Source organism: Psychroserpens citreus (assembly GCF_055686305.1).
Genome location: NZ_CM145999.1, coordinates 438,435 through 462,199, shown reverse-complemented (window position 1 = coordinate 462,199; position 23,765 = coordinate 438,435). Strand labels below are relative to the sequence as shown.

At 32.2% G+C, this 23,765-nt stretch carries 19 protein-coding genes; 5 read left to right on the top strand and 14 right to left on the bottom strand.

Annotated elements, in window-relative coordinates; genetic code table 11:
* The first annotated feature begins 493 nt into the window (after window positions 1-493).
* Window positions 494-1,273, top strand: coding sequence for a T9SS type A sorting domain-containing protein (locus tag ACTU6T_RS02205; RefSeq protein WP_460219630.1), 780 nt, complete (start codon window positions 494-496; stop codon window positions 1,271-1,273).
* A gap of 57 nt (window positions 1,274-1,330) precedes the next feature.
* Here ACTU6T_RS02205 and ACTU6T_RS02200 read toward each other — a convergent pair whose 3' ends face one another.
* From ACTU6T_RS02200 to ACTU6T_RS02185, 4 genes are read right to left on the bottom strand one after another with little or no spacing between them, the layout of a single operon-like run.
* A complete protein-coding gene (locus ACTU6T_RS02200) occupies window positions 1,331-2,620 on the bottom strand; it encodes a DUF2268 domain-containing putative Zn-dependent protease (RefSeq protein WP_460219629.1) in 1,290 nt (429 codons plus the stop codon).
* Between the two features lie 5 nt (window positions 2,621-2,625).
* Window positions 2,626-3,972 carry a M28 family metallopeptidase gene (locus ACTU6T_RS02195; RefSeq protein ID WP_460219628.1) on the bottom strand — a complete coding sequence of 449 codons (1,347 nt, stop codon included), beginning with the start codon at window positions 3,970-3,972 and terminating at the stop codon, window positions 2,626-2,628.
* Window positions 3,972-4,460: a DUF6265 family protein gene (locus tag ACTU6T_RS02190; RefSeq protein WP_460219627.1), complete on the bottom strand. Its 489-nt coding sequence runs from the start codon at window positions 4,458-4,460 to the stop codon at window positions 3,972-3,974. The genes ACTU6T_RS02195 and ACTU6T_RS02190 overlap by 1 nt, the downstream gene beginning before the upstream one ends.
* Before the next feature lie 10 nt (window positions 4,461-4,470).
* A complete protein-coding gene (locus ACTU6T_RS02185) occupies window positions 4,471-5,757 on the bottom strand; it encodes a nuclear transport factor 2 family protein (protein WP_460219626.1) in 1,287 nt (428 codons plus the stop codon).
* Window positions 5,758-5,858: 101 nt separating this feature from the next.
* Here ACTU6T_RS02185 and ACTU6T_RS02180 point away from each other — a divergent pair, with 101 nt between their 5' ends.
* The gene (locus ACTU6T_RS02180; RefSeq protein ID WP_460219625.1) at window positions 5,859-6,239 is read left to right on the top strand and encodes a BlaI/MecI/CopY family transcriptional regulator; all 381 of its coding nucleotides are present in this window, start codon (window positions 5,859-5,861) and stop codon (window positions 6,237-6,239) included.
* Window positions 6,240-7,664, top strand: a complete 1,425-nt coding sequence (locus tag ACTU6T_RS02175) for an N-acetylmuramoyl-L-alanine amidase (RefSeq protein WP_460219624.1) — start codon at window positions 6,240-6,242, stop codon at window positions 7,662-7,664. It begins immediately after the preceding gene.
* Here ACTU6T_RS02175 and ACTU6T_RS02170 read toward each other — a convergent pair.
* The 10 genes from ACTU6T_RS02170 to ACTU6T_RS02125 form a co-directional block, all read right to left on the bottom strand.
* Window positions 7,661-8,890 (bottom strand): alpha/beta hydrolase-fold protein, encoded by a 1,230-nt coding sequence (locus ACTU6T_RS02170; protein WP_460219623.1) that lies wholly within the window; start codon window positions 8,888-8,890, stop codon window positions 7,661-7,663. The two genes, ACTU6T_RS02175 and ACTU6T_RS02170, sit on opposite strands and share 4 nt — an antisense overlap.
* Before the next feature lie 188 nt (window positions 8,891-9,078).
* Window positions 9,079-10,887: an acyl-CoA dehydrogenase family protein gene (locus tag ACTU6T_RS02165; protein WP_460219622.1), complete on the bottom strand. Its 1,809-nt coding sequence runs from the start codon at window positions 10,885-10,887 to the stop codon at window positions 9,079-9,081.
* A gap of 24 nt (window positions 10,888-10,911) precedes the next feature.
* Window positions 10,912-12,102 carry an acetyl-CoA C-acyltransferase gene (locus ACTU6T_RS02160; RefSeq protein ID WP_460219621.1) on the bottom strand — a complete coding sequence of 397 codons (1,191 nt, stop codon included), beginning with the start codon at window positions 12,100-12,102 and terminating at the stop codon, window positions 10,912-10,914.
* Between the two features lie 4 nt (window positions 12,103-12,106).
* Entirely contained in the window at window positions 12,107-14,515 is a 2,409-nt protein-coding gene (locus tag ACTU6T_RS02155) for a 3-hydroxyacyl-CoA dehydrogenase/enoyl-CoA hydratase family protein (protein WP_460219620.1), read from the bottom strand.
* A 1-nt stretch (window position 14,516) separates the two neighbouring features.
* Complete coding sequence (locus ACTU6T_RS02150; RefSeq protein ID WP_460219619.1) at window positions 14,517-14,972, bottom strand: MarR family winged helix-turn-helix transcriptional regulator; 456 nt, start codon at window positions 14,970-14,972, stop codon at window positions 14,517-14,519.
* Between the two features lie 122 nt (window positions 14,973-15,094).
* Entirely contained in the window at window positions 15,095-15,487 is a 393-nt protein-coding gene (locus ACTU6T_RS02145; protein WP_460219618.1) for a hypothetical protein, read from the bottom strand.
* Window positions 15,488-15,587: 100 nt separating this feature from the next.
* Window positions 15,588-17,360, bottom strand: a complete 1,773-nt coding sequence (locus ACTU6T_RS02140; protein WP_460219617.1) for an AMP-dependent synthetase/ligase — start codon at window positions 17,358-17,360, stop codon at window positions 15,588-15,590.
* 251 nt (window positions 17,361-17,611) lie between these two features.
* Window positions 17,612-18,415: a helix-turn-helix domain-containing protein gene (locus ACTU6T_RS02135; RefSeq protein WP_460219616.1), complete on the bottom strand. Its 804-nt coding sequence runs from the start codon at window positions 18,413-18,415 to the stop codon at window positions 17,612-17,614.
* Between the two features lie 260 nt (window positions 18,416-18,675).
* Window positions 18,676-19,998 carry a sensor histidine kinase gene (locus ACTU6T_RS02130; protein WP_460219615.1) on the bottom strand — a complete coding sequence of 441 codons (1,323 nt, stop codon included), beginning with the start codon at window positions 19,996-19,998 and terminating at the stop codon, window positions 18,676-18,678.
* A gap of 2 nt (window positions 19,999-20,000) precedes the next feature.
* Window positions 20,001-21,371: a sigma-54-dependent transcriptional regulator gene (locus ACTU6T_RS02125; RefSeq protein WP_460219614.1), complete on the bottom strand. Its 1,371-nt coding sequence runs from the start codon at window positions 21,369-21,371 to the stop codon at window positions 20,001-20,003.
* 162 nt (window positions 21,372-21,533) lie between these two features.
* On the opposite strand from ACTU6T_RS02125, the gene ACTU6T_RS02120 reads away from it, so the two are divergent.
* Window positions 21,534-22,778: an efflux RND transporter periplasmic adaptor subunit gene (locus tag ACTU6T_RS02120; protein ID WP_460219613.1), complete on the top strand. Its 1,245-nt coding sequence runs from the start codon at window positions 21,534-21,536 to the stop codon at window positions 22,776-22,778.
* 86 nt (window positions 22,779-22,864) lie between these two features.
* A complete protein-coding gene (locus tag ACTU6T_RS02115) occupies window positions 22,865-23,764 on the top strand; it encodes a hypothetical protein (RefSeq protein ID WP_460219612.1) in 900 nt (299 codons plus the stop codon).
* Window position 23,765 lies beyond the last annotated feature (1 nt).

Sequence of the window (23,765 nt, the reverse complement as noted above, 5' to 3'; positions counted from 1 at the left end):
ATGTCAACTTAAAGACTGCCTTATGGCGGTCTTTTCGTTTTTTATGACCAGCGTTTTGTTAAAATACTTTATCATTGGTAATAGTTAGCTTTTTGTAGGCTTTATTTGTTGATTAATAGTGGTTTGTGTTCTGTTTTTAAAGTCAAAAAGATATGCATTTAATCGATGTTTTATGTAGCACATTGCATTTAAACGAGTATATTTTTCATGTAATCGAGTATTTGATATGGACCTGTTTGGCTGCTCTATATTTGACTTGTTATTGAAATTGTTAGTTTTAAAACAAGCAATTAAATATTTGGCCCCAAGCCTATGAAACTTAAATACCTATTTACACTTTCATAATATTTTTTTCAATATCTGATTAATCCAAAATACTTTTCATAATAGCGAAGTATTCTCCCTCAACGTGTTATTACCATAACGCAATTTTAATTAAGAACAAGAGAATTTAACTAAGCAATGGCGCCTGTCATTATTAAAAACTATTATTATGAAAAAAACTACTAAAAATGTTACAGTTTTATTAGCATGTATTATGCTAAGTTTACCAAATGTGTTCGCTACAAACACTACAGATTCTGGAGATGAAAGAATGAAAATTAGATTAAAGTTTAACTCTGCTAATTCATCAACTAGATTAATAAATGTATTAGCTGATGAAAATGCTACTGCTGGATTTGATGCTGAATTTGATGCTGAAATGGAAGATATTCAAGCAGATGATATGTATTGGTTAATTGATAGTGGTAAGTATTTAACTCAAGGCGTAAATGCTATTAATGAAGATACAGTATTAGCATTAGGAATTAATACAAACGGCTCTGGTATGCATTCGATTTCAATTGATAAATTAGAAAATATTCCTAATACATTAGACATTTTCGTTCATGATAAAGCTGAAGGTATTTATTTTAATCTTAAAGATGAAGCTTACCAATTTAATTTAGGTGTAGGAGCATATTTTAATAGATTTGAGATTGTATTTATGCAACCAGATACATTAGGAGTTAATGATTTTCAAACCAATGAGAAGCAATTAGATATTCGTTTTGATATGAGCTCAGATATAATCAAAATATCAAATAATTCGAATTTAAAGATAGATGGTGTTGAGGTATATTCCATTCTTGGACAATCTGTTCATAGATCTAATACGTCTAATACAAATAGTGAATTAACCATTAATGCAAGTCAAATGACTACGGGTACTTATGTAGTAATTGTGAAAGCTGAAAATGGAGTAAACACAAAGAAGATTTTAGTTAATTAGTTAGTTTTTTAAATTAGTTTTACTCAGAGACCACTTTTACAGGTGGTCTCTTTGTTTTTATTCTAATAAAAAAGCAAAATCACTTCCTTTATAAATTAATTTATAATCCTCAGTATTAAGTAAGTTATAAATAGCTTGAGTTTTGTCTTCTTGGTTGTTGTAATATGATTTAGAAATTAAATAACCAAAAGTATACCCTAAATCATAAGGCCTATCTTCAATCTCACCATTATAAAGCCATTTAGAATAATCTAACGTATAGCGATCTTTAATAAAATCATCGCAAACCATTTTTAAATTTGCAGGATCTTCTAAGAATTCAGTATTCTTATTGCTTAATTCAGAACCTGTACAAAGCTCAACCATAAAATCACAAACACCTTCCATAAAAACACTTCCCAGAACATTCTGAGCATTCTCTTCATCTCCATAATTTTGCTGAAAATGCATGAGTTCATGTATGATTAATTTTGGTAAATCACTTGTGTTTGAAATAGCTCCTTTTTCCCAATCTGTCATTCCATTCATAGGCATATTTTCGCTTTTTCCATACATATCACCTCCAACGAACATGCCCATTTCAGAAGCTGTTCCTCCAGAATTTAATAAACCAGGTACAACGTAAACCTTTGGAAATACAGCATCATTGTATATGGTCTTAAAATTTTTCATCCATTCTGTAATACGTGTTTTTAAAGCATAAATACTATCCTCACTAAATTGCGTCTTTAAATAGGTGTAATACTCTGGAGTAGTTTTAATAATCTGAGAAGTCATTGCATCTAAATTATTGTAACGTATCGTATAATAGTCTCTTAATTCTCGGTGCTCACTAAATACAAATTCCTTAAAAATAGAATTGGCATTAGATGTATCTGCTTTAGCACGATCAAAATATGCCCAAAATTCTTGCATAGATCCCAATTCGATACCAAAATTATTAATGCTTTTTAGCTCATTTTGAATTGAATCTAAACGTCTCTGTACATCTATGAAATTTGAATCACTGTCTATACCAAACTTTGAAAGAATTTTCGGATTTGACATCCCATTATCTATGGCCAGATTGACCATAAGAGCAGAGGAATCCATTAATTTTGCCTGACTATACATCCAAGCTGCATAGACATACATTTCAGAGGATTGTAAATCTCGATTGTTTAGATATAACTTATTAGCAAATTTCTGATATTGTTTAGTGCTATCCAATGTATTAAAATCTTCAAAGAGTACATCTAAATCTGGAAGATGTAAACTAGAAATGTCTTTTGGTGCAATAGGTGTTTCTTTTTTGCATGTAAACAGAAAAAATATGGCAAAAAGTAGTAAGCAAGTAATATGTCTCATAATAGTTATCTCATTATTTTATTCGGAAATACAACAACACTTTCAAAGCCGTCTTTACCAACAGCAGCGACACCAAAATAGAAATTATCGATAACAATACCGTCTAAGGTGAATTCTGTGATATTGCCAACATGTCTACTGTGATCCCAAGTAGGAGAAGTTGTGTCTCTCCAATATATTTTATAACCAGTAGCGCCATCAACAGGGCTCCATTTTAATTTTGCAGAGGGTTCAACAATTCCTCCAATTTCAACAGTTGTAGGTGATGGTGGAGCAGAAGCTAAACTTGCCAAATTAATAGCATTAACTGCTGTTAATTTTTTGGCATATCCAAAGTTGACATGCTCAAATGTATCTCCATAATCAATGCCGTTTTCGGTTCTAATATCTTGATGTTGTTGGGTGTAATTTTCATGAGCTTCCATGATTCTTAAACCAGGAAACCCAGCATCATTAAAAGGCCTGTGATGTCCACCACGACCAAAACGATCTAATCGGTATACAAGAATTGGGTTCATTTCTGGCATATAAATCTTAACTGTTTTATGAACATATCTAGCTAACTGTCTAGAAATCCCATCAACTTCACCACCATAAAAACGACGTGCTCTAGCTTGGCGAGCTAAGATTTCTGGGTCAGTTTCATCGGTTGTAATAGGTTCAGAAAAGATTCTAAACGAACGATTGTCAATAACGCCATCCACACCTGTAATATTTCCAATCATATCATTATTGAGAACACCAATAATATCCCAATTATTATCTTTTGCGTATTTGGCTAGCCCTTGTCCGCCAAATAAACCTTGTTCTTCGCCAGAAAGTCCAACATAGATGATGCTACTTTCAAATTGATATTTTGATAATACGCGTGCAGCTTCAATAGCACCAGCCATTCCAGAGGCATTGTCGTTGGCGCCAGGAGAATCTGATGTGAAATTGTTTGGGTCTGACACTCTTGAGTCAATATCTCCACTCATAATAATAAAGCGATTTGGATATTTACTGCCTCGTTGTATTGCGACTACATTAACAACCATGACATCGTGTGTGATGCGTTCGTTAGTGTCTTTTTTCACCAAATCTTTTTGATAAAAAACCTCTAAGCAATTGTTACAGTCATTAGAAATACTTTCAAACTGATTTTTTATCCATCGTCGTGCGGCTCCAATACCTCTCGTTTGCGATAGGGTATCACTTAAGGTATGTCGCGTTCCAAAATTTGCTAAATTTTTCACGTCTTGACGTAAGCTTTCTTCAGAAATAGCATCGATGATGTCATATATTTTCTGTTGTGTTTGTGCTTCAGAAATAATGATAAAAAAAAGGAATGTAATAAGACATAAGTATTTCATTAGTTGTGCTTTTTATAGTTGAATTTGACAATATCAATGTCTCCTTTATCATTTTCGATATCCACATAGACATTCATTTCTGTATCGCTTACTTTTTCAAAACTCATACCTTTAAAAGCAACCCTATTTGGTGTGATAAATAATAATGGAAAATCGACAGTTTCATTTTTGGTTTCCCATCCTTTGAGATCGTCATCAAAATGTTTGAGTTGAAGTACAAGGGAGTTTTCAATTTCTCTGATGATTTCAATTTCATAGAAAGACACTTTACCATCATTAATCAATTTGAAAGTTGCCATCATAGAACCTCCAGAAGGTTCGCTCCAATTCTCTTCAGTTTGGCCTCCAAAGGCTTCTCCTTTCCAATTTCCGGAGATCCACTTAATGTTACTAAGCTTAGGAGCTAATGTGTCTTTAGGAATTTCAATCCCTGATTGCGCATAACCTGATAAGCAGAATAAAAAAACAAGACTAAGTATAGACTTCATATTTATGAATTTATTGCATGAATGTTACTTTCACAATTTTCCCATTCTCAACCTCATAAATGGCGACAGCATTTAAAATTTTTCCATTGGCAGTAACTTGTTCTTCATCGATAACTTTGTTACCAAATACGATACGTTTTTTAACAAACGCTCTCAAATCTTTAACGCGATTAAACCAATCTTGATAGCCTTTTCTCATGGCCTCTTTGCCATCTGTTTGTAAGGTATTAGGATAAGCATAAAGTTTAACGTCATCGGCATAATCGGCCATAAATGCATCAATGTCTCTAGCGTTATAGGCATCGAGATTTCGTTGTACAATGGCTTCAACTTCAGAAACATTAGTATTGGTTTCTGTTGAAGCTTCTTCTGTACTATTTGAGTCTGAATCTGATGTGGTTTCTGAAGATTCTTCAGTCGTTGTAGCTGTGGCGTTGAGGTCTCCTGCGATTAATAATTTTGAACCTTCAGGATTAGTAGATAATCGTGTAATTTTTGTGATACCACTAGACGATAAATCTGCAACTTGTTTCCAATCATTATCACGTTGTAAAGTTAATTTGTATAAGATATTATCTTTTCCAGATAGTATAGTTTTGTTGTTTAACCAGCAAATATCTTCAACACCTGCAATTGTATTTGCGATCACTTTGGTGGCTCCAGTAGCTGGATTTAAAGATTTAATTTGCCATTGGTTGTCATTGTCTTTAGAAATATAACTTACTAAGTTGGAATTTGGAATGTTATGAAAGGAACGTCCAACTTTATTTTGATGTTTTGTATTAGTGCCATTTTGAAGATTTGACACATATAAATTGAGATCGTCATTTTCAATAACGGCAGAAACAATAGTATGCTCATTCGCCCAAGTGTAATAGGCTACAACCATATCTTTGATTAATTCTCTGGAGTCACCATTACTCATGTTATATGCATATAAGCGCTGCAGACCATCCTTATCTAGTCTTACAGCAGACACTTCATTGGTGTTTGGAATTTTTAATGGTGTGTATTCTCCGCCTTCTGTAAAGTTGAGCCATGATTTTGAATCATAACGCATATCGTATTTAGCGATATCTGTTTGACCATTTCTTGTAGAGGCAAACAAAATATAACGATCATTTAAAAAGGAGGGTTGATTGTCGTAACCTTCATTATTAGAAAGGTTTTTGCTATTGCTCAATTCAATTTTAGAATTGTTAGTGTCTAAATCGAACAAAAATACTTCGGTATTAGATTGTGCATTTATATTAAAAACTAATACAAATATGCATAAGAAAGAGTTTAAGAATTTCATAAAATAAGATTTAGTATAAAGATATAAAAGTTTTAAACCTATTGTGAAAAATTTGGATATGTGAATTTTATTACTACATTTGTAGTATTAAAACTATATTTGTGGATATAAAACAATTAAATAAATCGGAGTTGCAAATCATGAAATACCTTTGGGTTCTAAATAAAGGATTCATGAAAGATATTGTAGAACAATTTCCAGAGCCTAGACCAGCTTATACGACTATTTCAACCTTGCTTAAACGTATGTGTGATAAAGATTATATAGGTTTTGATAGGTTAGGTAGAGACAAACAATACTATCCTATTTTGAAAAAAAACGATTACTTCTCAAAGCAAGTTAATGGTATGATTAGACATTTTTTTGATGACTCAAAATCTCAATTTGCATCTTTTTTTACTAAGAATGCAGATTTATCTGTTACCGAATTAGAAGAATTACAGCAACTATTACAAGAAAAAATTAATCAAAAAAAGAAATAAATGATTGACTACATGTTTTACACTTTGGTGAGTTTGGGTGGTTCTTATTTGGTTTACCACTTTGTTTTAAAAAAACAAAAGACTTTTCAATTTAATCGTGGTTTCCTTATTGTAACATTACTATTGTGTTTAATAGCTCCAATTTTAGAAATTGAATTGTTTGAAACTGTTCCAAGTATTACTGAAATTTCAATTCAACCTTCAGATGATGATGTAATATCACATCAAGTTATGAATGGTGTTTCTGTTACAGAAATTAAAAGACCTAGTTATACATTTTATGATATTATTTGGTATATATATTTAGGAATCTCTGTATGCTTTGCTATACGATTTTTCAGGAATTTGATTACTATTTTTAAGCTTACTCAACGACAGTATTCGGAAATAAATGGTTTGAGGGTGATAAAGACAAATGATAATAAAAATGTATCTAGTTTCTTTAATTTTTTATTTGTTAATTCTGATAGCCTTGATGATGAGAACTATTCAAAGTTAATGTTACAGCATGAACTTATTCATTATAAGCAGAAACACAGTTTAGATATTTTAATCACTGAAATAATTATATGTATCCTTTGGTTTAATCCATTTGTTTGGTTGTATAGAAACGTTATTGTTCAAAATCACGAGTTTATTGCTGACAGTTATACAGTACAATCAGGAATAGATATTAATAATTATTCTCAAACTATTATTAGTTCAGGTCTTACGGAACACCGCATTCCATTAAGTAGCGGGTTTAATTTCATTCAAATCAAAAACAGAATCATTATGTTACATCAATCAAAATCAACAGTTTTAAAACGCTCATTAAAAATCACATTTGCGTTATTATTATTTTCCGGAGTATTCATTTTTAGTTCTTTTAAAAGTTTAAACAAACCTATTATTGTTGTCGTAGATGCTGCTCATGGTGGTAAGGATTCAGGTCATCAAAATGAAAAAGATATTGTGCTGAATATTTCAAATGCATTGGCACAATTAAGTGATGATAAAGTGAAAATTATCACATTAAGAGATAAAGATGAATTTTTTAGCTTAAAGGATAGAGTTAGATTTGTAAATGAGCTGCAACCAGATTTTTTGTTAAGTTTACATTGTAATGCAGCTCCAAAGCCTGATGCGAATGGTGTAGAAATTTTTGTTACTGATAATAGCAAGCATCAATTGGTTTCGTTTGGATATGGATGGTTGTTGTTAGACGAACAATTAAATAGTAAAATTATAGATAAGGGTGATATGAAAACGGCAAGTTTTAAAATTTTAAAAGATATTGACTGTCCAGCTGTAGTTATGGAACTTGGTTTTTTGACTAATGATATAGATAAAACAAGACTTAATGATTTAGAGCACCAGAACGATATTGCCAAAGGTCTATATGATGGATTGTTTAAGGCCAGTAAAATAAAGACTAGATTTTAATCTTTTTGGAATTGAGACTCTAAAATATTTAAATAATATTGTCTTACGTGTTGTTCTTTAGCTATAGAGATTGCTTGCTCTAAATAGGAATTTACAGTTTTAATATCTTTTTTTAGAACTGCAATTTTTGACAAACCTTCCATCGCTTTAAAAGATTTAGGATTTGAAAACAGGCAAGTTTTAAATAGTTTTTCGGCATCTTCTGTCATTTCAAAACTTAAATAAGTGTTTGCTAATTGTATGTAATATTCTTCTAGACTAGCAGGAAAATGAGCTTTTATTCCATCCTCTATAAGCTTTAAATTATCTAGTTGTTTGTTACGCAAGTAATAGTATGTGATATTTCCTAAGCTATACCAAGGTAATAGAAATTCTGAATCATATCTATCATTCAATGTTTTATAATGGTTCACAACTTCGTTTCCATTTTTAAACGTATAAAAAGTGTCACGATCTAAATCCCAACCATCAAATATAGTATTTAATACATCAGTGATAGCTTTAACATGTAGCGAACCATGATTGTCATTAGGATAAGCATTAAGTTGCCAATAGATGTTATCTGGATCTTCTTTCTTTAGCACAACAACTAATTCATCAATACCCATATCTTTTGTGCTAGCTTGAGCAATAAAAAGTTTTGCGTTAGGTACAAACCCATTTTTGAATTCGCTCTCTAAACGTTTCACAATCTCATACTCATTAAACCAATAGGACGGATCTATAGCTAAATACATGTCAAAATCATTAGAGTTTTTCATCCAATAATGTGTTGCAAATAGTCCAAATTTTGAATGCCCTACAAGTATATCTAAGTTTGTTGTTCGGTAGGATGCATTGATAAGTGGTTTTAATTCTGATTGTATATATTTAATAAAATTGTCAGCATTTTTTTGTGGATTGCTATTTTCTAATTGTTTTGTACTTCCTTTATCAGAAATTCCAATTAATATGAGTTCTGGAATGGTAAATGCCGAATTAGATAAAAACTCAATGGTACCACTATCATAATGAAAATTATAATCTCCATCTAATAGATAAACTACAGGGAAATTGGCGTCAGGATTTGTGTAATAACTAGGCGGTAAATAGACTTGGTAAGAGCGTTCTTCGTTTAATATTTCAGAATTAAAGCTATGACGTTGGCCAATAGAGACATTTTGAGCGAAAAGAAGACCAGAAATGATAAAACAAATAAGAAAACAAGTTTTAGAAAGGGATGTCATAGTTATTGTATTTTACATTCGAAGATAGTAAAAATAAAAAAGCCAATTCCACCACAGAATTGGCTTTCATTGTTTAGAAAATTTGAATTAGCCTTAAATTTTAAAAACAATATTGTCAGTTTATACACAACCTACATGTTATGTTATAGGGAATGGTTGCATTTAAATTGACAACTCAACTAAATATTTTAAAAGCAGTATTTATTTTCTGCTTTTACTTTTTCAGCAATTTCATTACGTAAATCAACAATATCAGGATAATTTTGATATTTCGTAAAACGTTTAAGTCCCATTAATAACATACGTTGCTCATCACCTTCAGCAAAAGAAATGATACTTTCTTTTCCTTTTTCTTCTATAATATCTACTGCGTGGTATAAGTAAAGCTTTGACATTGCGATTTGAACAGATTGAGCTTCTTCACCAAAACGTTTAGCATTTTTTTCTGTTCTTAAAATTGCAGATTCTGCCATATAAATTTCAATTAAGATATCAGCAGCAGCAATAAGTAATTGTTGGTGATCTTCTAATTGAGGACCATATTTTTGTACAGCACCACCAGCAACCATTAAGAAGGTTTTCTTAAGTTTCTTAATCATTTCCTTTTCTTCTGAAAATAATTCTGAATAATCAGGAGTTTCAAAAGAAGGAATACCCATTAATTCTTCTTGAACAGCTTGAGCTGGACCTAATAAATCAACATGACCTTTCATCGCTTTTTTAACTAACATACCAACAGAAAGCATTCTATTGATTTCGTTTGTTCCTTCATAAATACGTGCAATACGAGCATCTCTCCAGGCAGCTTCCATAGGTGTCTCTTCAGAGAACCCCATACCGCCAAAAATCTGAATCCCTTCATCTGCAGCGTTTTGTACATCTTCAGAAACCGCAACTTTTAAAATAGAGCATTCTATGGCATATTCTTCAACACCTTTTAACTCCGCTTCTTGATGTGTGTTTCCAGAGGCTTCACGAATCGCAATACGATCTTCAATGTTTTTAGCAGCTCTGTATGTTGCAGACTCTCCAGCATAAGCACTTGTAGCCATTTCAGCTAACTTGACTTTTATAGCTCCAAAATCTGAAATTGGTGTTTTAAACTGTTTACGTTCATTAGCATATTCAACAGCAGTAGTTAATATACGTCTTTGAGAATCTAAGCAAGCAGCAGCTAATTTAATACGACCAACATTAAGTGCATTCATTGCAATTTTAAACCCTTCACCACGACCAGCTAACATGTTTTCAACAGGCACTATAGTATCGTTAAAAAATACTTGACGCGTTGAGCTAGCTCTAATACCTAATTTGTGTTCTTCCTCACCAAGAGTAATTCCATTTGGATTTTCACCATCATATTCTACGATAAAACCTGTGATATTTTTATCATCTTCTATACGAGCAAAAACAATCATCAAACTACAGAACCCTGCATTTGAAATCCACATTTTTTGTCCGTTAATTTTATAAGATGTCCCATCTGCTGAGAGCTCGGCAGTTGTTTTACCAGAGTTTGCATCAGAACCTGCACCTGGTTCTGTAAGACAGTAAGCTCCAAACCATTCTCCTGTTGCTAATTTTGGCACATATTTTTTCTTTTGTTCCTCAGTTCCATATAAGGTAATTGGCATTGTCCCAATTCCTGTATGCGCACCAAAAGCAGTACTAAATGAACCTGTTCCAGAAGAGATATAGTCGCATGTTAAACAAGTAGATACAAATCCCATTCCTAATCCACCATAAGCTTCAGGTACTGCAACACCTAAAAAGCCTAACTGCCCTGCTTTAACCATAACCTCTTCGGTTAATGCATAATCTTTAGCTTCAAATCTAACTTTATGTGCAATGATTTCACGTTCGTTGAATTCCATTACAGCCTCTTTCATCATTCGTTGTTCTTCAGAAAAGTCTTCAGGAGTAAAAACGTCTTCGCATTTAGTTTCTTTTACTAGGAATTGACCACCACGTAGGATATCTTTTTCAGTTGCTTCCATTTTATATACTTGTATTTTGTTTTTTTAATTTAAAAATTCGAATATTCCGCAGGCACCTTGACCCGTTCCAACACACATGGTTACTGCACCATATTTGCCTTTCATGTCACGCTTACGCATTTCATCAAATAATTGTACAGATAATTTTGCTCCAGTACAACCCAATGGATGACCGAGTGCAATGGCACCACCATTAACATTAATAATATCTGGATTAAGATCTAATTCTCTTATGACCGCTAATGATTGTGAAGCAAAAGCTTCATTTAATTCTATTAACTCTAAGTCAGATTGTTGTAATCCGGCCTGTTGTAATGCTTTCGGAATTGCTTTAACTGGTCCAATTCCCATAATACGCGGTTCCACACCTGCAGCAGCATAGTTCACTAATCGCGCTATTGGTTCAATATTTAACTCTTTTACCATGTCTTCACTCATAACCATAACAAATGCAGCACCATCACTCATTTGAGATGAGTTCCCGGCAGTAACACTTCCTCCAGCAGCAAACACAGCTCGCAATTTTGCTAATGCTTCTTTGTTTGTTCCTTTTCTTGGACCTTCATCTTTTGTTACGGTATATGATTTTGTCGCTTTTTTACCATTTGCATCAATATACACTTGCTCAACATTGATAGGAACGATTTGATCTTGAAAACGATTTTCAGCTTGCGCTTTCAAAGCTTTCATATGTGAATTATAAGCAAATTCATCTTGATCTTCACGTGACACTTTGAATTGATTGGCAACAGCTTCTGCAGTATTACCCATTCCCCAATAATATTCTTCATGTCCTGCTTTTACCGTATCATAATTAAGCTCAGGTTTAAATCCTGTCATAGGAACTGAGCTCATACTTTCAGAACCTCCTGCAATAATACAATCTGCCATTCCGGCTTGAATTTTTGCAGTGGCAATACCTATGGTTTCTATTCCTGAAGAACAAAAACGATTAACAGTTACACCTGGTACATCAACACTGTTAAGTCCGATTAAAGAAATAAATCGTGCCATATTTAACCCTTGAGAACCTTCTGGCATTGCATTTCCAACAATAACGTCATCTATTCTAGAGACATCAAGATTTGGTAATTCTTTCATCATATGCTGAATGGTTTCTGCACCTAATTCATCAGCTCTTTTAAAACGGAACACACCTTTTGGTGCTTTACCAACAGCTGTTCTATATGCTTTTACTATATATGCTTGTTTCATTGTTTTAATTTCTTAAAGGTTTACCTGTTTTTAACATGTGTTGAATACGTTCCAATGTTTTACGCTCAGTACATAAGGATAAGAACGCCTCGCGTTCGAGGTCTAATAAATATTGTTCACTAACTAAAGTTGGCTCAGAAAGATCACCTCCAGCCATCACATATGCCAATTTATTGGCAATTTTTTGGTCATGTTCACTAATGTAGTTACTTGCGTTCATGGCATCTGTACCTACTAAGAACATTCCTAGTGCTTGTTTTCCAAGAACCTTAACATCTTTGCGCTTTACTGGTTGGGTGTATCCAGCGTCAGCTAGTAATTTCGCATGTGCTTTTGCCGTCGCAATTTGGCGGTCTTTATTGACTACTACTACATCTTTTCCTTTCTGAAGAACTCCTAAATCGAAAGCTTCATATGCTGATGTAGCTACTTTAGCCATTCCGATGGTTAAGAAATATTCTTGAAGTACATTCAATTCAACATCTCCTTTTCTGAAGGTATCTTGGGCTCGTAAAGCCATTTCTTTAGAACCTCCACCGCCTGGAATTACACCAACACCAAATTCTACAAGTCCTATATATGTTTCGGCAGCTGCAACAACTTTATCAGCGTGCATAGATAACTCACATCCACCACCAAGTGTCATTCCGTGAGGTGCAGCGATGGTTGGTATGGATGAGTATCTCATGCGCATCATCGAATCTTGGAAATATTTAATAGCCATGTTTAACTCATCATATTCTTGCTCTGCTGCCATCATGAAAATCATGCCAATGTTGGCGCCTACCGAGAAATTAGCTCCTTGATTTCCAACTACTAATCCAGCAAAATCCTTTTCTGCAATGTCAATAGCTTTATTAAGACCAGCTAATACATCACCACCTATAGTATTCATTTTCGATTGGAATTCTACATTTAAGATTCCATCTCCTAAATCTTCAACAACAACACCAGAGTTTTTATATACTTCAGAAGTTTTTCTAATATTATCTAAAATGATAAAGCTGTCTTGACCTGGTATTTTTTCTTGAGATTTTTTAGGTATATCATAAGCATAGGTTGCACCATTTTTAACAGTATAGAATGACGAACTCCCAGCTGCTAACATATCATTTACCCAAGAATTAGGCTCTAGTCCTTCGGCTTTCATCATTTCGATTCCATTCTCCACACCAATGGCATCCCATATTTGAAAAGGACCATGTTCCCATCCAAAACCAGCTTTCATCGCATCATCAATTTTATATAAATCGTCTGTGATTTCTGGAATACGATTTGACACATAAGCAAATAACGCAGCAAAGCTCTTTCTGTAGAATTCTCCTGCTTTATCTTTTCCTTTTACTAATATTTTGAAACGGTCAACAACTTTATCAACAGTTTTAGTAAGCTCTAAGGTTGCAAATTTTGCGCGTTGTTTTCCTCTGTATTCTAAAGTATTAAGATCTAATGATAAGATTTCCTTTTTTCCTTCGGCTGAAACAGATTTCTTATAGAATCCTTGTTTGGTTTTACTTCCTAACCATTGGTTCTCCATCATGGTGTTGATGAAATCTGGTAATTGAAAAAGCTCATGTCGCTCATCATTAGGACAGTTTTCTCTAATTCCATTAGCTACATGAACTAAAGTATCTAAGCCAACCACATCCACGGTTCTAAAGGTCGCTGATTTTGGACGACCAATAACTGGTCCAGATAATTTATCAACTTCTTCAATGGTTAAATCTAAATCTTTAACAGCATGAAATAGACTCATGATACTAAAGATTCCAATTCTATTTCCAATAAATGCAGGTGTGTCTTTAGCAATAACCGATGTTTTTCCTAAGAATTGTTCACCATATCCATTTAAGAACTCTAAAACTGTAGCATCAGTTTTAGGGCCTGGGATGATTTCAAACAATTTTAAATATCGCGCAGGATTAAAGAAATGTGTTCCGCAGAAGTGTTTCTGGAAATCTTCACTTCTTCCTTCACTCATAAACTTTATTGGAATACCGGAAGTATTAGATGTAATTAGTGTTCCTGGAGTTCGATGCTGTTCTAGTTTTTCAAATACTTGTTGTTTGATGTCTAATCGTTCAACTACAACTTCCATAATCCAGTCTACATCTGCTACCTTAGCAATATCATCTTCTAAATTACCAGTAGTAATACGATTTTTAAACGAGGGATGGTAAAGTGGAGCAGGTTTTGATTTAATAGAAGTTGTAAGCGCATCATTAACCAAACGGTTTCGCACTACTTTATCTTCAAGATTTAAACCTTTTGCTTTCTCTTTATCATTAAGTTCTCTTGGAACAATATCTAACAATAAAACATCAACACCAATATTAGCAAAATGGCAAGCTATACCGCTACCCATAATTCCAGAACCAATAATGGCGATTTTTTTAATTCTTCGTGTACTCATCTTATTTTAAGGTGTGTTCTTTTTGATTGTATATCTGTTTATTTGAAATCATATTATTAATGACTTCTGCAACTTTATAAAAATTAACCAGTTCTTCTTCAGAAACATTATCTCTAATCGTCTCATTAAATGTGAGTACTTTTTCTCTAGAGTATGTTCTTTTTTCTCTGCCAAATTCGGTAAGGTGAATTAATACACCTCGGCCATCTTCTGGATTTGGTTTACGAATAATTAGGCCTTTTTCTTCCATGGTCTTAAGTGTACGTGACAGGCTAGTTGCTTCCATACCCATTTTTGGTCCAAGTGAAGTGGAAGGAGTTCCGTTTTCTGGATCAATACTAAGCAGTGCAAATCCTGTAGCCATGGTTGTTCCAAATTGTGAAGCCTCTTCATTATACATCTTATTGACGGCTAACCAAGTGGTGCGAAGTACGTAATCGATCGTTTTGTCCTTCATATTTTGAATTTAGAAACCCAAAGATAATAAAAAAATACTATGCATGCATAGTATTTTGTTTAAAATTAATGAATAAAAAAAGCGTTTCGAATAGAAACGCTTCTATACATGTATGATTGCTTTTATTTTATTTTACCATTTATAAGACCTACGATAGCACCTACACCTGCAGCCATAACAATAGATATAATTAATTCTAATCCATATCTTTGATAATCTATTTCAGTTTGATTGGCCATGTTAAAGAATATTGTAATCAATCCCATAAAGAGACCAATTATAGCTCCTGATTTTGCACCTGTTGCCAAAGTCGTAATTTGTGCCCACTTATTAAATATATAAGAAATAAAGAACCCAAAAGTAAAACAGCCAAGTGTAATAAATAACATCGCATTAGTACCTTCTTGAGGTTGCGGAAAGGTATCCGCAAATAAAATTCCATAAAATAACCAGCCTAATAGCCAATCTATTATGCCACCAATAAGACCTGCAACAACAAAAGTTTTTGTTTTCATAATTATTGATTTAATTAGATTGCTAAAAATACAATTTTTAACATAAAAATTAAAAAATCAACAAAAATCCAATGCTATTTATAAAAATAAAGCAATCGAGTTAGTTGCGATAAATTTTATCATAAAGGTCTTGATAAATGTCTTTAATAACTTTTCGTTTCATTTTCATAGTAGGTGTAAGATGACCACCGTCGATAGACCATACATCTGGAGTGAGTTCAAAGCGTTTGATTTGTTCCCATTTTCCAAAATGTTTATTATACTTATCGATTTCCTTCTGAATACGTTTAATAACTAAGTCTGAATTTGCTATTTCGGCATCAGATGTTCCAATATTATGACCTTTATGGTCAATCCAATCTCTAACAAAATCAAAATTTGGTTGAATGATAGCAGCAGGCATTTTTTCGCTTTCTCCAACAACCATGATTTGTTCTATGAAAAGCGATTGCTTCATTTCATTTTCAATAAGTGGAGGGATTACATATTTACCGCCCGAAGTTTTAAACATTTCTTTTTTACGTCCTGTAATTTTTAAAAACCCATCAGCATCAACTTCACCTTTGTCGCCAGTGTGGAAATAATCACCAGTCATTACGCTTGCTGTTTTTTCAGGATCTTTAAAATAACCTTTCATTACATTGGGACCTTTAATTAAGATTTCACCGTCATCAGCAATTTTAACTTCTACATTATTTATGACTTTTCCAACAGAGCCAATTTTAAAATAATTATCCTTATACATTTCAACAGATACAACAGGAGAAGTTTCAGTAAGACCATAGCCTTGCATGACTTTCATTCCAGCTGCACAAAATATTCTTGAGAGTCTTGGTTGAAGAGGTGCGCTTCCAGAAACCATGGTAGTTAATTCGCCTCCTAAGGCTTCTCTCCATTTGCTGAATATTAACTTATTAGCAATTTTTAGTTTGAATTCATACCACGCCCCATTCTTTCTATATGGTTCCCATTGTTCACCTAATTTAACAGCCCAAAAAAACAATGCTTTTTTTATACCCGTAAGATCTTCTCCTTTTAGCATGATTTTATCAAAAACTTTTTCAAGCAATCGAGGAACAACACTCATGAGATTAGGCTTGATTTCTTTAGCGTTATCTCCAATTTTGTCAATACCTTCAGCAAAATAAATTGACACACCAGCGTGCTGATATATATAAATAAGAACACGTTCGAAGATATGACAAATGGGAAGGAAACTTAGTACTCTTGGATTTCCATCAGAAAGCGGTAATCTAGGAATACTATTTAATACATTACTTGTTATGTTATCATGAGTTAACATAACGCCTTTTGGTTTTCCAGTAGTACCTGAAGTATAGATTATAGTGGCGAGATCTTGAGGATTAACATTATTTTTTCTGTCTTCAACTTCAGCTTGGGTGCTTTCATCTTTTCCGAGTTCAAATAATTCGGAATAGTGCTTGCAACCTTCAATATGATTAAATGAATAAACTTCTTTCAGCTTGGTATTGCTTATTACTTTTTTAACTTTTTCATATACTTCAACATCTGAGACAAAGCAATAGATAGATTCACTGTGATTTAGAACGTATTCATAGTCTTCAGCACAAATAGTAGGATAAATTGGAATATTTTGAGCTCCAGTTTGGAGTATGCCTATATCCATAATGTTCCATTCGGTTCTATTCGTACTAGATATAACAGCAATTTTATCGTTTTTTTGTACACCTAATTTTAATAGAGCTCTACTTATAGCATTAGCTTTGTCTAGGTATTCTTTGGTAGACATTTTCACCCATTTGCCGTCATATTTTGTGACTAATGCGGCATCTAAATTGTGAACGTCTAATTGATAATAGGGAAAATCGAAAAGTCTCGTTATTTCTGTCATTGTCTCTGAAAGGATTGTAGTATTGCAAATTATGAAATAATAAGCGAATTACAAATGTGTTCATAAAAAAAGGAGTTGCAATGACACAACTCCTTAATTTTTTGAATTTTACTAAAATGTAAATCTTTTAATTTTATACTACAAATAACTAAAACTAATAAACCCTATATTAATTAGCTGACAAGATTAACATAATAGTAAGCAAATTTAAAACTTCTTGCCTGTATAATGGTGTAAAAAATCGTAAATACTTAACTATTTTTAAAAACAGCTTTCATTAATGGGTAATCCTTTTTGAAATAAGATTTAGGAGATTCATTCATGAAAAGTTTAAAATCTTTAGAAAAATGGGATCTATCATAATAGTCAAACATATACATTAAATCTTTTATTGCTATTTCTTGACTTTCGTATTTACGCATGAGTTTAATAAAACGAAATAACCTAACGTACTTTCCAGGTGTTAATCCAACAATTTTTTTAAACTGGGTTTCTAAAGTCTTTTGAGAAATATTAATGTGGTCTAAAATTTCATTAATACTTAGTAAACCTTCTTTATTCTTAATCAAATCGATTGCTATATCTATGTTTTTTGTGTTTTTATTGGTAGTAAGGTTTAAACTTGAAATACACTTGTCTAAATTTTTCACTATCTTTTTTGGTTCTGAAAAACTCTCAAAAACTGGCTTAATTTTAGTATAAAATTCTGGTTGAAATTCTTGTAATGAAATATGCTTGTTTTCTAATTTAGAAATATCTGTATTTAAAATTTTAAATAAGGCTGTTGGATGAAAGCTAATTCCAAATGACATTGATGCCGACATACAATGCAATTGGTAGGATCTAAAAAACTGACCACTAATTATGGTGCTTTTTAATGGCATTTCATTCGAATTTAAAACAGCTTTTTGCTCACCATAGAAGATATGTGTCAAATGTGTAAGGCCTATTGGAAGTATAGTAGATTGAAATGGCACAGTATTATCATCAAAAGATAACTGGTAATATTCTTCCACCAAGTGTGGAACACTATTATCAAAATAATTGAGTGTCATGAATAAGGATTAATTGTAGGTAAATTAACACATTAAATTGAATAACGGAAATATGCTTTGGAAATAAAAACGGATTTAATCTTTCAATATTTTATATGTGTCAGAATCTTGATTAGATTCATTAGGTAAATGCCCTTTATATATTCTGAATAACTTATAGGTAGATTGCATGTATTGTATTGTATTGTATTCTGTAAAGAATAATGGTTATCTATGGCTTAAATTATTAGGAGATTTAGCGTAAAAAACATGTACGAGTTTTATTTTATAAAGGATAGTATGAAATTTGTTTTGTTGTTTTCAGAATTAAAGAAAATCTTACCATTATGAGCTTCCATAATGCTCTTTGAAAGTGTAAGACCTATGCCAGATCCATTTTTTCTAGTGGTAAAATATGGTATAAATATATTGTCTTTAATATCTTCTGAAATACCAATCCCATTATCAGAAACGCTTAAGATTATTTTTTTGTTTTCTTCAAAAATATGGATTTCAATTTTTGGATCTTTGCTGTCAACCAAAGCATACAAGCAGTTTGAGATTAAATTTATGATAATCTGCTCTACTTGTTGTTTATCGGCATTAATTAGATAATCTTTTTTAGCTGTTATATGAATTGAGATTTGCTTAGTATTAAATTCTTTTTCAAATAAAGAGAGTGTGTTATTAACCAAATCGGTAAGGTTAATTTCTGTTTTGTTAGGTAAAGGTAATTCGGTTAGTTTTCTGTAGGTATCTACAAAAGAATTTAAATGATGCGATCTTTTTTTTATGATGCCCAAGCCATGTGATAGTTCATTAAGTGTGACTTCATCAGGAGTATCTTCTTGTAGCAAAGATTCAAGATTTTCGGCCAAGCTACTAATAGGTGTTATTGTATTAATGATTTCATGACTCATCACATTCATAAGTTTGTACCATGCTTCTTTTTCTTTCTTGTCAATAAGTTGCTGAATGGTTTCTAATGAGATGATTAGATACTGTAATTCATTGGTTTGCGTTGCTGAGGTTTTTAGGAAGAAATCTTCTGTTTTATCATTAACATTTATAGAAACAGTATGACGTGAGGATTGCCAATTTTCAATTAAATTTACAAGAGGTGTGATTTTTTCTTTAAGCAAATTCCAATTATAATACTTTGGGATGTTTAAAAAACTGGTAAAAGCTTCATTAATTTGAAAGACATCAATGTGTTGCTGTTTATCTCTTCTAAGAATAAGAATGCCAATGGTTAAGCTTTCAATAATATTAGTAAAAATTAATTGTTCTGAAGATTGTTCAAAGGCTCTCATTTTATGTTTTTCAATAAGCAAAGCTGTTTTGTCGTATAACGAATTATTGCGTTTATAGGTAGGTATAGAGACAGAATAATCATCATATAATAAGCAATCGATCGATTTTTCTACATCATGGAATAAACCTTTTATGTAGTCTAAAAACATTAGGATTTGGAAACAGAATAGAATACCAAAGACAATTAATGAAATTGTAAATCCACGTTCAAATACATAGAATAAAGCATAAGTGTTTGCTATCAAGAACAAGATTCTAAGTATGGTTTGAATGTAAACGCCTTTATTCATGTTTATAAGTTATACTTTTCTAAACGTCTGTACAAGGCTGCTCTTGTAAGGCCTAAGTCTTTAGCTGCTTTACTAATATTACCTTGATGTTTGTCTATGGCATTTTTAATAAGTAGTTTTTCGGTGTCTTCTAAATTTAAATTTGTAGTTGAAGCAATTTCAAATTTTTTAGTTGAAAAATGTAAGTCTTCAATAGTAATTTCATTTCCATCGGTAATGATAACGGCACGTTCAATAATATGTTCGAGTTCTCTAATATTACCAGGCCAATGGTATGTGTTTAAAGCTTCAATAGCTTCTTTAGAAATACCTATAATATGTTTTCGATATTTCTGTGTTAATGTTTTTAAAAAATGATTGGCTAATAGTAATATATCTTCTTGACGTTCACGCAAAGGAGGTAAATCTAATTCTATAGTATTGATACGATATAGCAAATCCTGTCTAAAGGTTTGTTTCTCTACCATCTTATGAATATTGGCGTTAGTGGCACATAGAATACGTACGTCTATGTTTCGTTCTGTCGCCTCACCTAAACGAGTTATCTTTTTATTCTGAATAACGGTTAGTAATTTTGATTGCAAGTGTAAAGGTAGGTTGCCAATTTCATCTAAAAAAATGGTACCGCCTTTGGCCAATTCAAAGCGACCAAGTGTGTCTTTATGAGCATCAGTAAAGGCGCCTTTTGCATAACCAAATAATTCACTTTCAAATAGGTTTTCATTGAGAGAACCTAAATCTACATGAATAAACGGATGATGCTTTCTGTTAGACTGTAAGTGGATTTCTTTTGCAAATACATATTTTCCAGTTCCATTTTCACCTAAAATCAAAATATTTGCATCAGTAGGCGCCACTTTATGTAAGAGTCTTATTGCATTATTCATAGTTGCGGAAGTACCAATAATATGTTCCGTTTGCTTATGAAAATCGGTGTTTTGTTGTTCTATTACAGTTTCTAATTGTGTGTTTTTTCGTTTAGAGCGTGAGAGCTCAACACCAGCATTTACTATAGTATATAGCTTTTCAGTATTCCAGGGTTTGAGAATGAAATCTGTGGCACCTTGTTTTATGGCATCTACTGCAAGATTTACACTTCCAAATGCCGTCATTAAAATAACAGTAGTCTCGGGACTAACCTCTTTAATATGTTTTAACCAATACAAGCCTTCTTTACCATCTTCAAAGCCAATACGATAATTCATGTCTAATAGCACAACATCAATAGTTTGTGATGTTAAATGATTACTTATGGTTTTCGGATTGTTGGTTGAAATAATCTGTGTGAAGAATTTTTTTAAACTAATCCTTGCAGAGAATAAAATATCGTCATCATCGTCTACTAAAAGTATGTTGGCTTCCTTTTTTCGCATATGCATAGTTACAACCCTGTTTGAAAACGAACAAATTATTGTCCGAAAATGAACACTATGAAAAATGTATGATTTTTTAAAAATCTGAAAATCAATTTATTACAATTTATTCTTTCATGGCATATTTGTGGCATGTTGTATATCAAACAAAGTACAAACGTTATGGATAAGCAAATTCAACCAAAACAAAAACGAGTAAAAAAAATGACATTGATAGGTGTTCTAGTGTTGGTAGTGTTGGCAATTACAGTATTGAACATGACTAGAAAAAAGCAAGTCAATTTAGATAAGACAACCTTGGCATTACGCGAAGTTACAAAGGGTGACTTTGAAGATGTTGTATTATTTAATAGTGTTGTACAACCTAAGACTTCAGTACTAATTAATATTGTTGAGGGTGGTTCAGTTTCAGAGATATTTGCTGAGAGCGGCCAAATAGTAAAGCAAGGTGACCCCTTGTTAAGAGTATATAACCCCAATGCTGAGTTAAATTATTTAACACAAGAAACAGCTATTGTAGAGCAAATAAACAACCTCAGAAATATTAGAGTAAATATTAAAAATCAGCAATTGAACCTTAACGAGCAATTATTGAGTATAGACAATTCATTTAAAAATGCAAAGCGACAATATGTAATAGATACTACATTATATAAAAAGGATATTATCGCAAAGAATGATTACGAGTCTTCTGTGCAAGAATTTAAATATCAAAGCGAACGTAATAAAGCAATAAAGCAAAGTGTGTCTCAAGAAAAGAAAGATAGGAATGTACAATTGACTCGAATTAATGAATCTATTAAAAACATGCAAAAGAGCTTAGAATTATTAAGGCAAAATAAAGGGAACTTTATTGTAAAAGCACCAGTAGATGGATTGTTGTCTTCATTTAATCCTAACCTGGGCCAAAGTTATAATCAAGGAGAATCTGTTGGTAAAGTTGATGTTTTAAATGGTTATAAATTGGTGGCCAGAGTTGATGAATATTATAGTTCTAAGCTCAATGAAGGTATTATGGGTATAGTGTCAACGAATAATCAAAAACAAGATGTAAGTATTTCCAAAATTCATCCTGAAGTAGTTAACGGACAGTTTGAAATGGAGTTGAAATTTGTTAAAGATTCTACTTTAAACAATATCAAGCGAGGTACCTCATTGCAAACCAAAGTGTTTTTGTCTGGAAATACTAAAGCGCTTATGGTTCCTAAAGGTTTATTCTATCAGAGTACGAACGGAAAATGGGCTTTTGTATTAAATTCTGAAAACAAAGCAGTAAAACGCAATATAAAAATTGGTCGTGAAAACCCTTTTTATTATGAAGTATTAAGCGGATTACAAGAAGGTGACAAAATAATTACATCGAGTTACGATGATTTTATAGATGTGGAAGAAGTGAATATTAATTAAAATGAATAAAATGATACAACTATTAACGCTACTAGCGATAAAAATTATACTCATAGTAGTATTTCATTAATCAAAAAATAGAAATTATGAAAACAGCAATCAAACTTAAAATGCGAATCGTAATCCTGATATTGTGTATTCCAATTTTAGTAACAGGACAACAAAATAGGTCTAATAAATTAAATGTTGTAACCTTTAATAAATATAAAGATTATACTAATGTTGATAAGGGGTTTTGGACAGCAAAGATTGAAGACGATACAATCTGTGTAACGTTTACAGATCATACAAATGATAGAAAACAAACTTATCTTATAGTTAATTGTTTTGATGCCTTAGGTGTCAAGATATTAACTGAAGATAGTTCAGAGTTTAGTATTGATCGTTTGGCCGGAACACTTCGGTTTAAAGGGGCATTTAACGGACATAAAGGAAGTGGAACTTTTAGCTTTCAAAGGCATGACGTTTTTGAGAATTTCTTGAAGCAAGAAGGTTTTGATGTTACTGATGAGTTGTATTATTTCAAACTATATTTAGGTGATATTTCCAAAGATTATATTTTAGGAATAAAAGCTTTAGGGTATCAACCATCAATTAGAGAATTAGGAAGGTTAGTATATCATGATGCAAGTTTGGATTACATTACAGATATCACTAAACTCTTTAATAAGGAAATAGCTTTAGATATGATTTCTAGTTTTGCAATTCATAATATTTCAGTGGATTATATTAAGGCATTGAAACAATTAAAAGGATTAGAAGCTGCGCCACAAATGATTAAGAAATTAGCAATTCATGAGGTGAGTGTTGATGATGTTAAATCACTACAGGAGTTTGGTTTTGAGGATTTTTCACTCCATGAAATTAAGAAAGCTAAAATTCATAATGTCAACTCTACGTTTATAAAAAACGCCCAAAAAAGAGGTTACAATTATACTAAACTACACGATTATATAAAACTTAAAATTCATAATAAAGAACAATAAC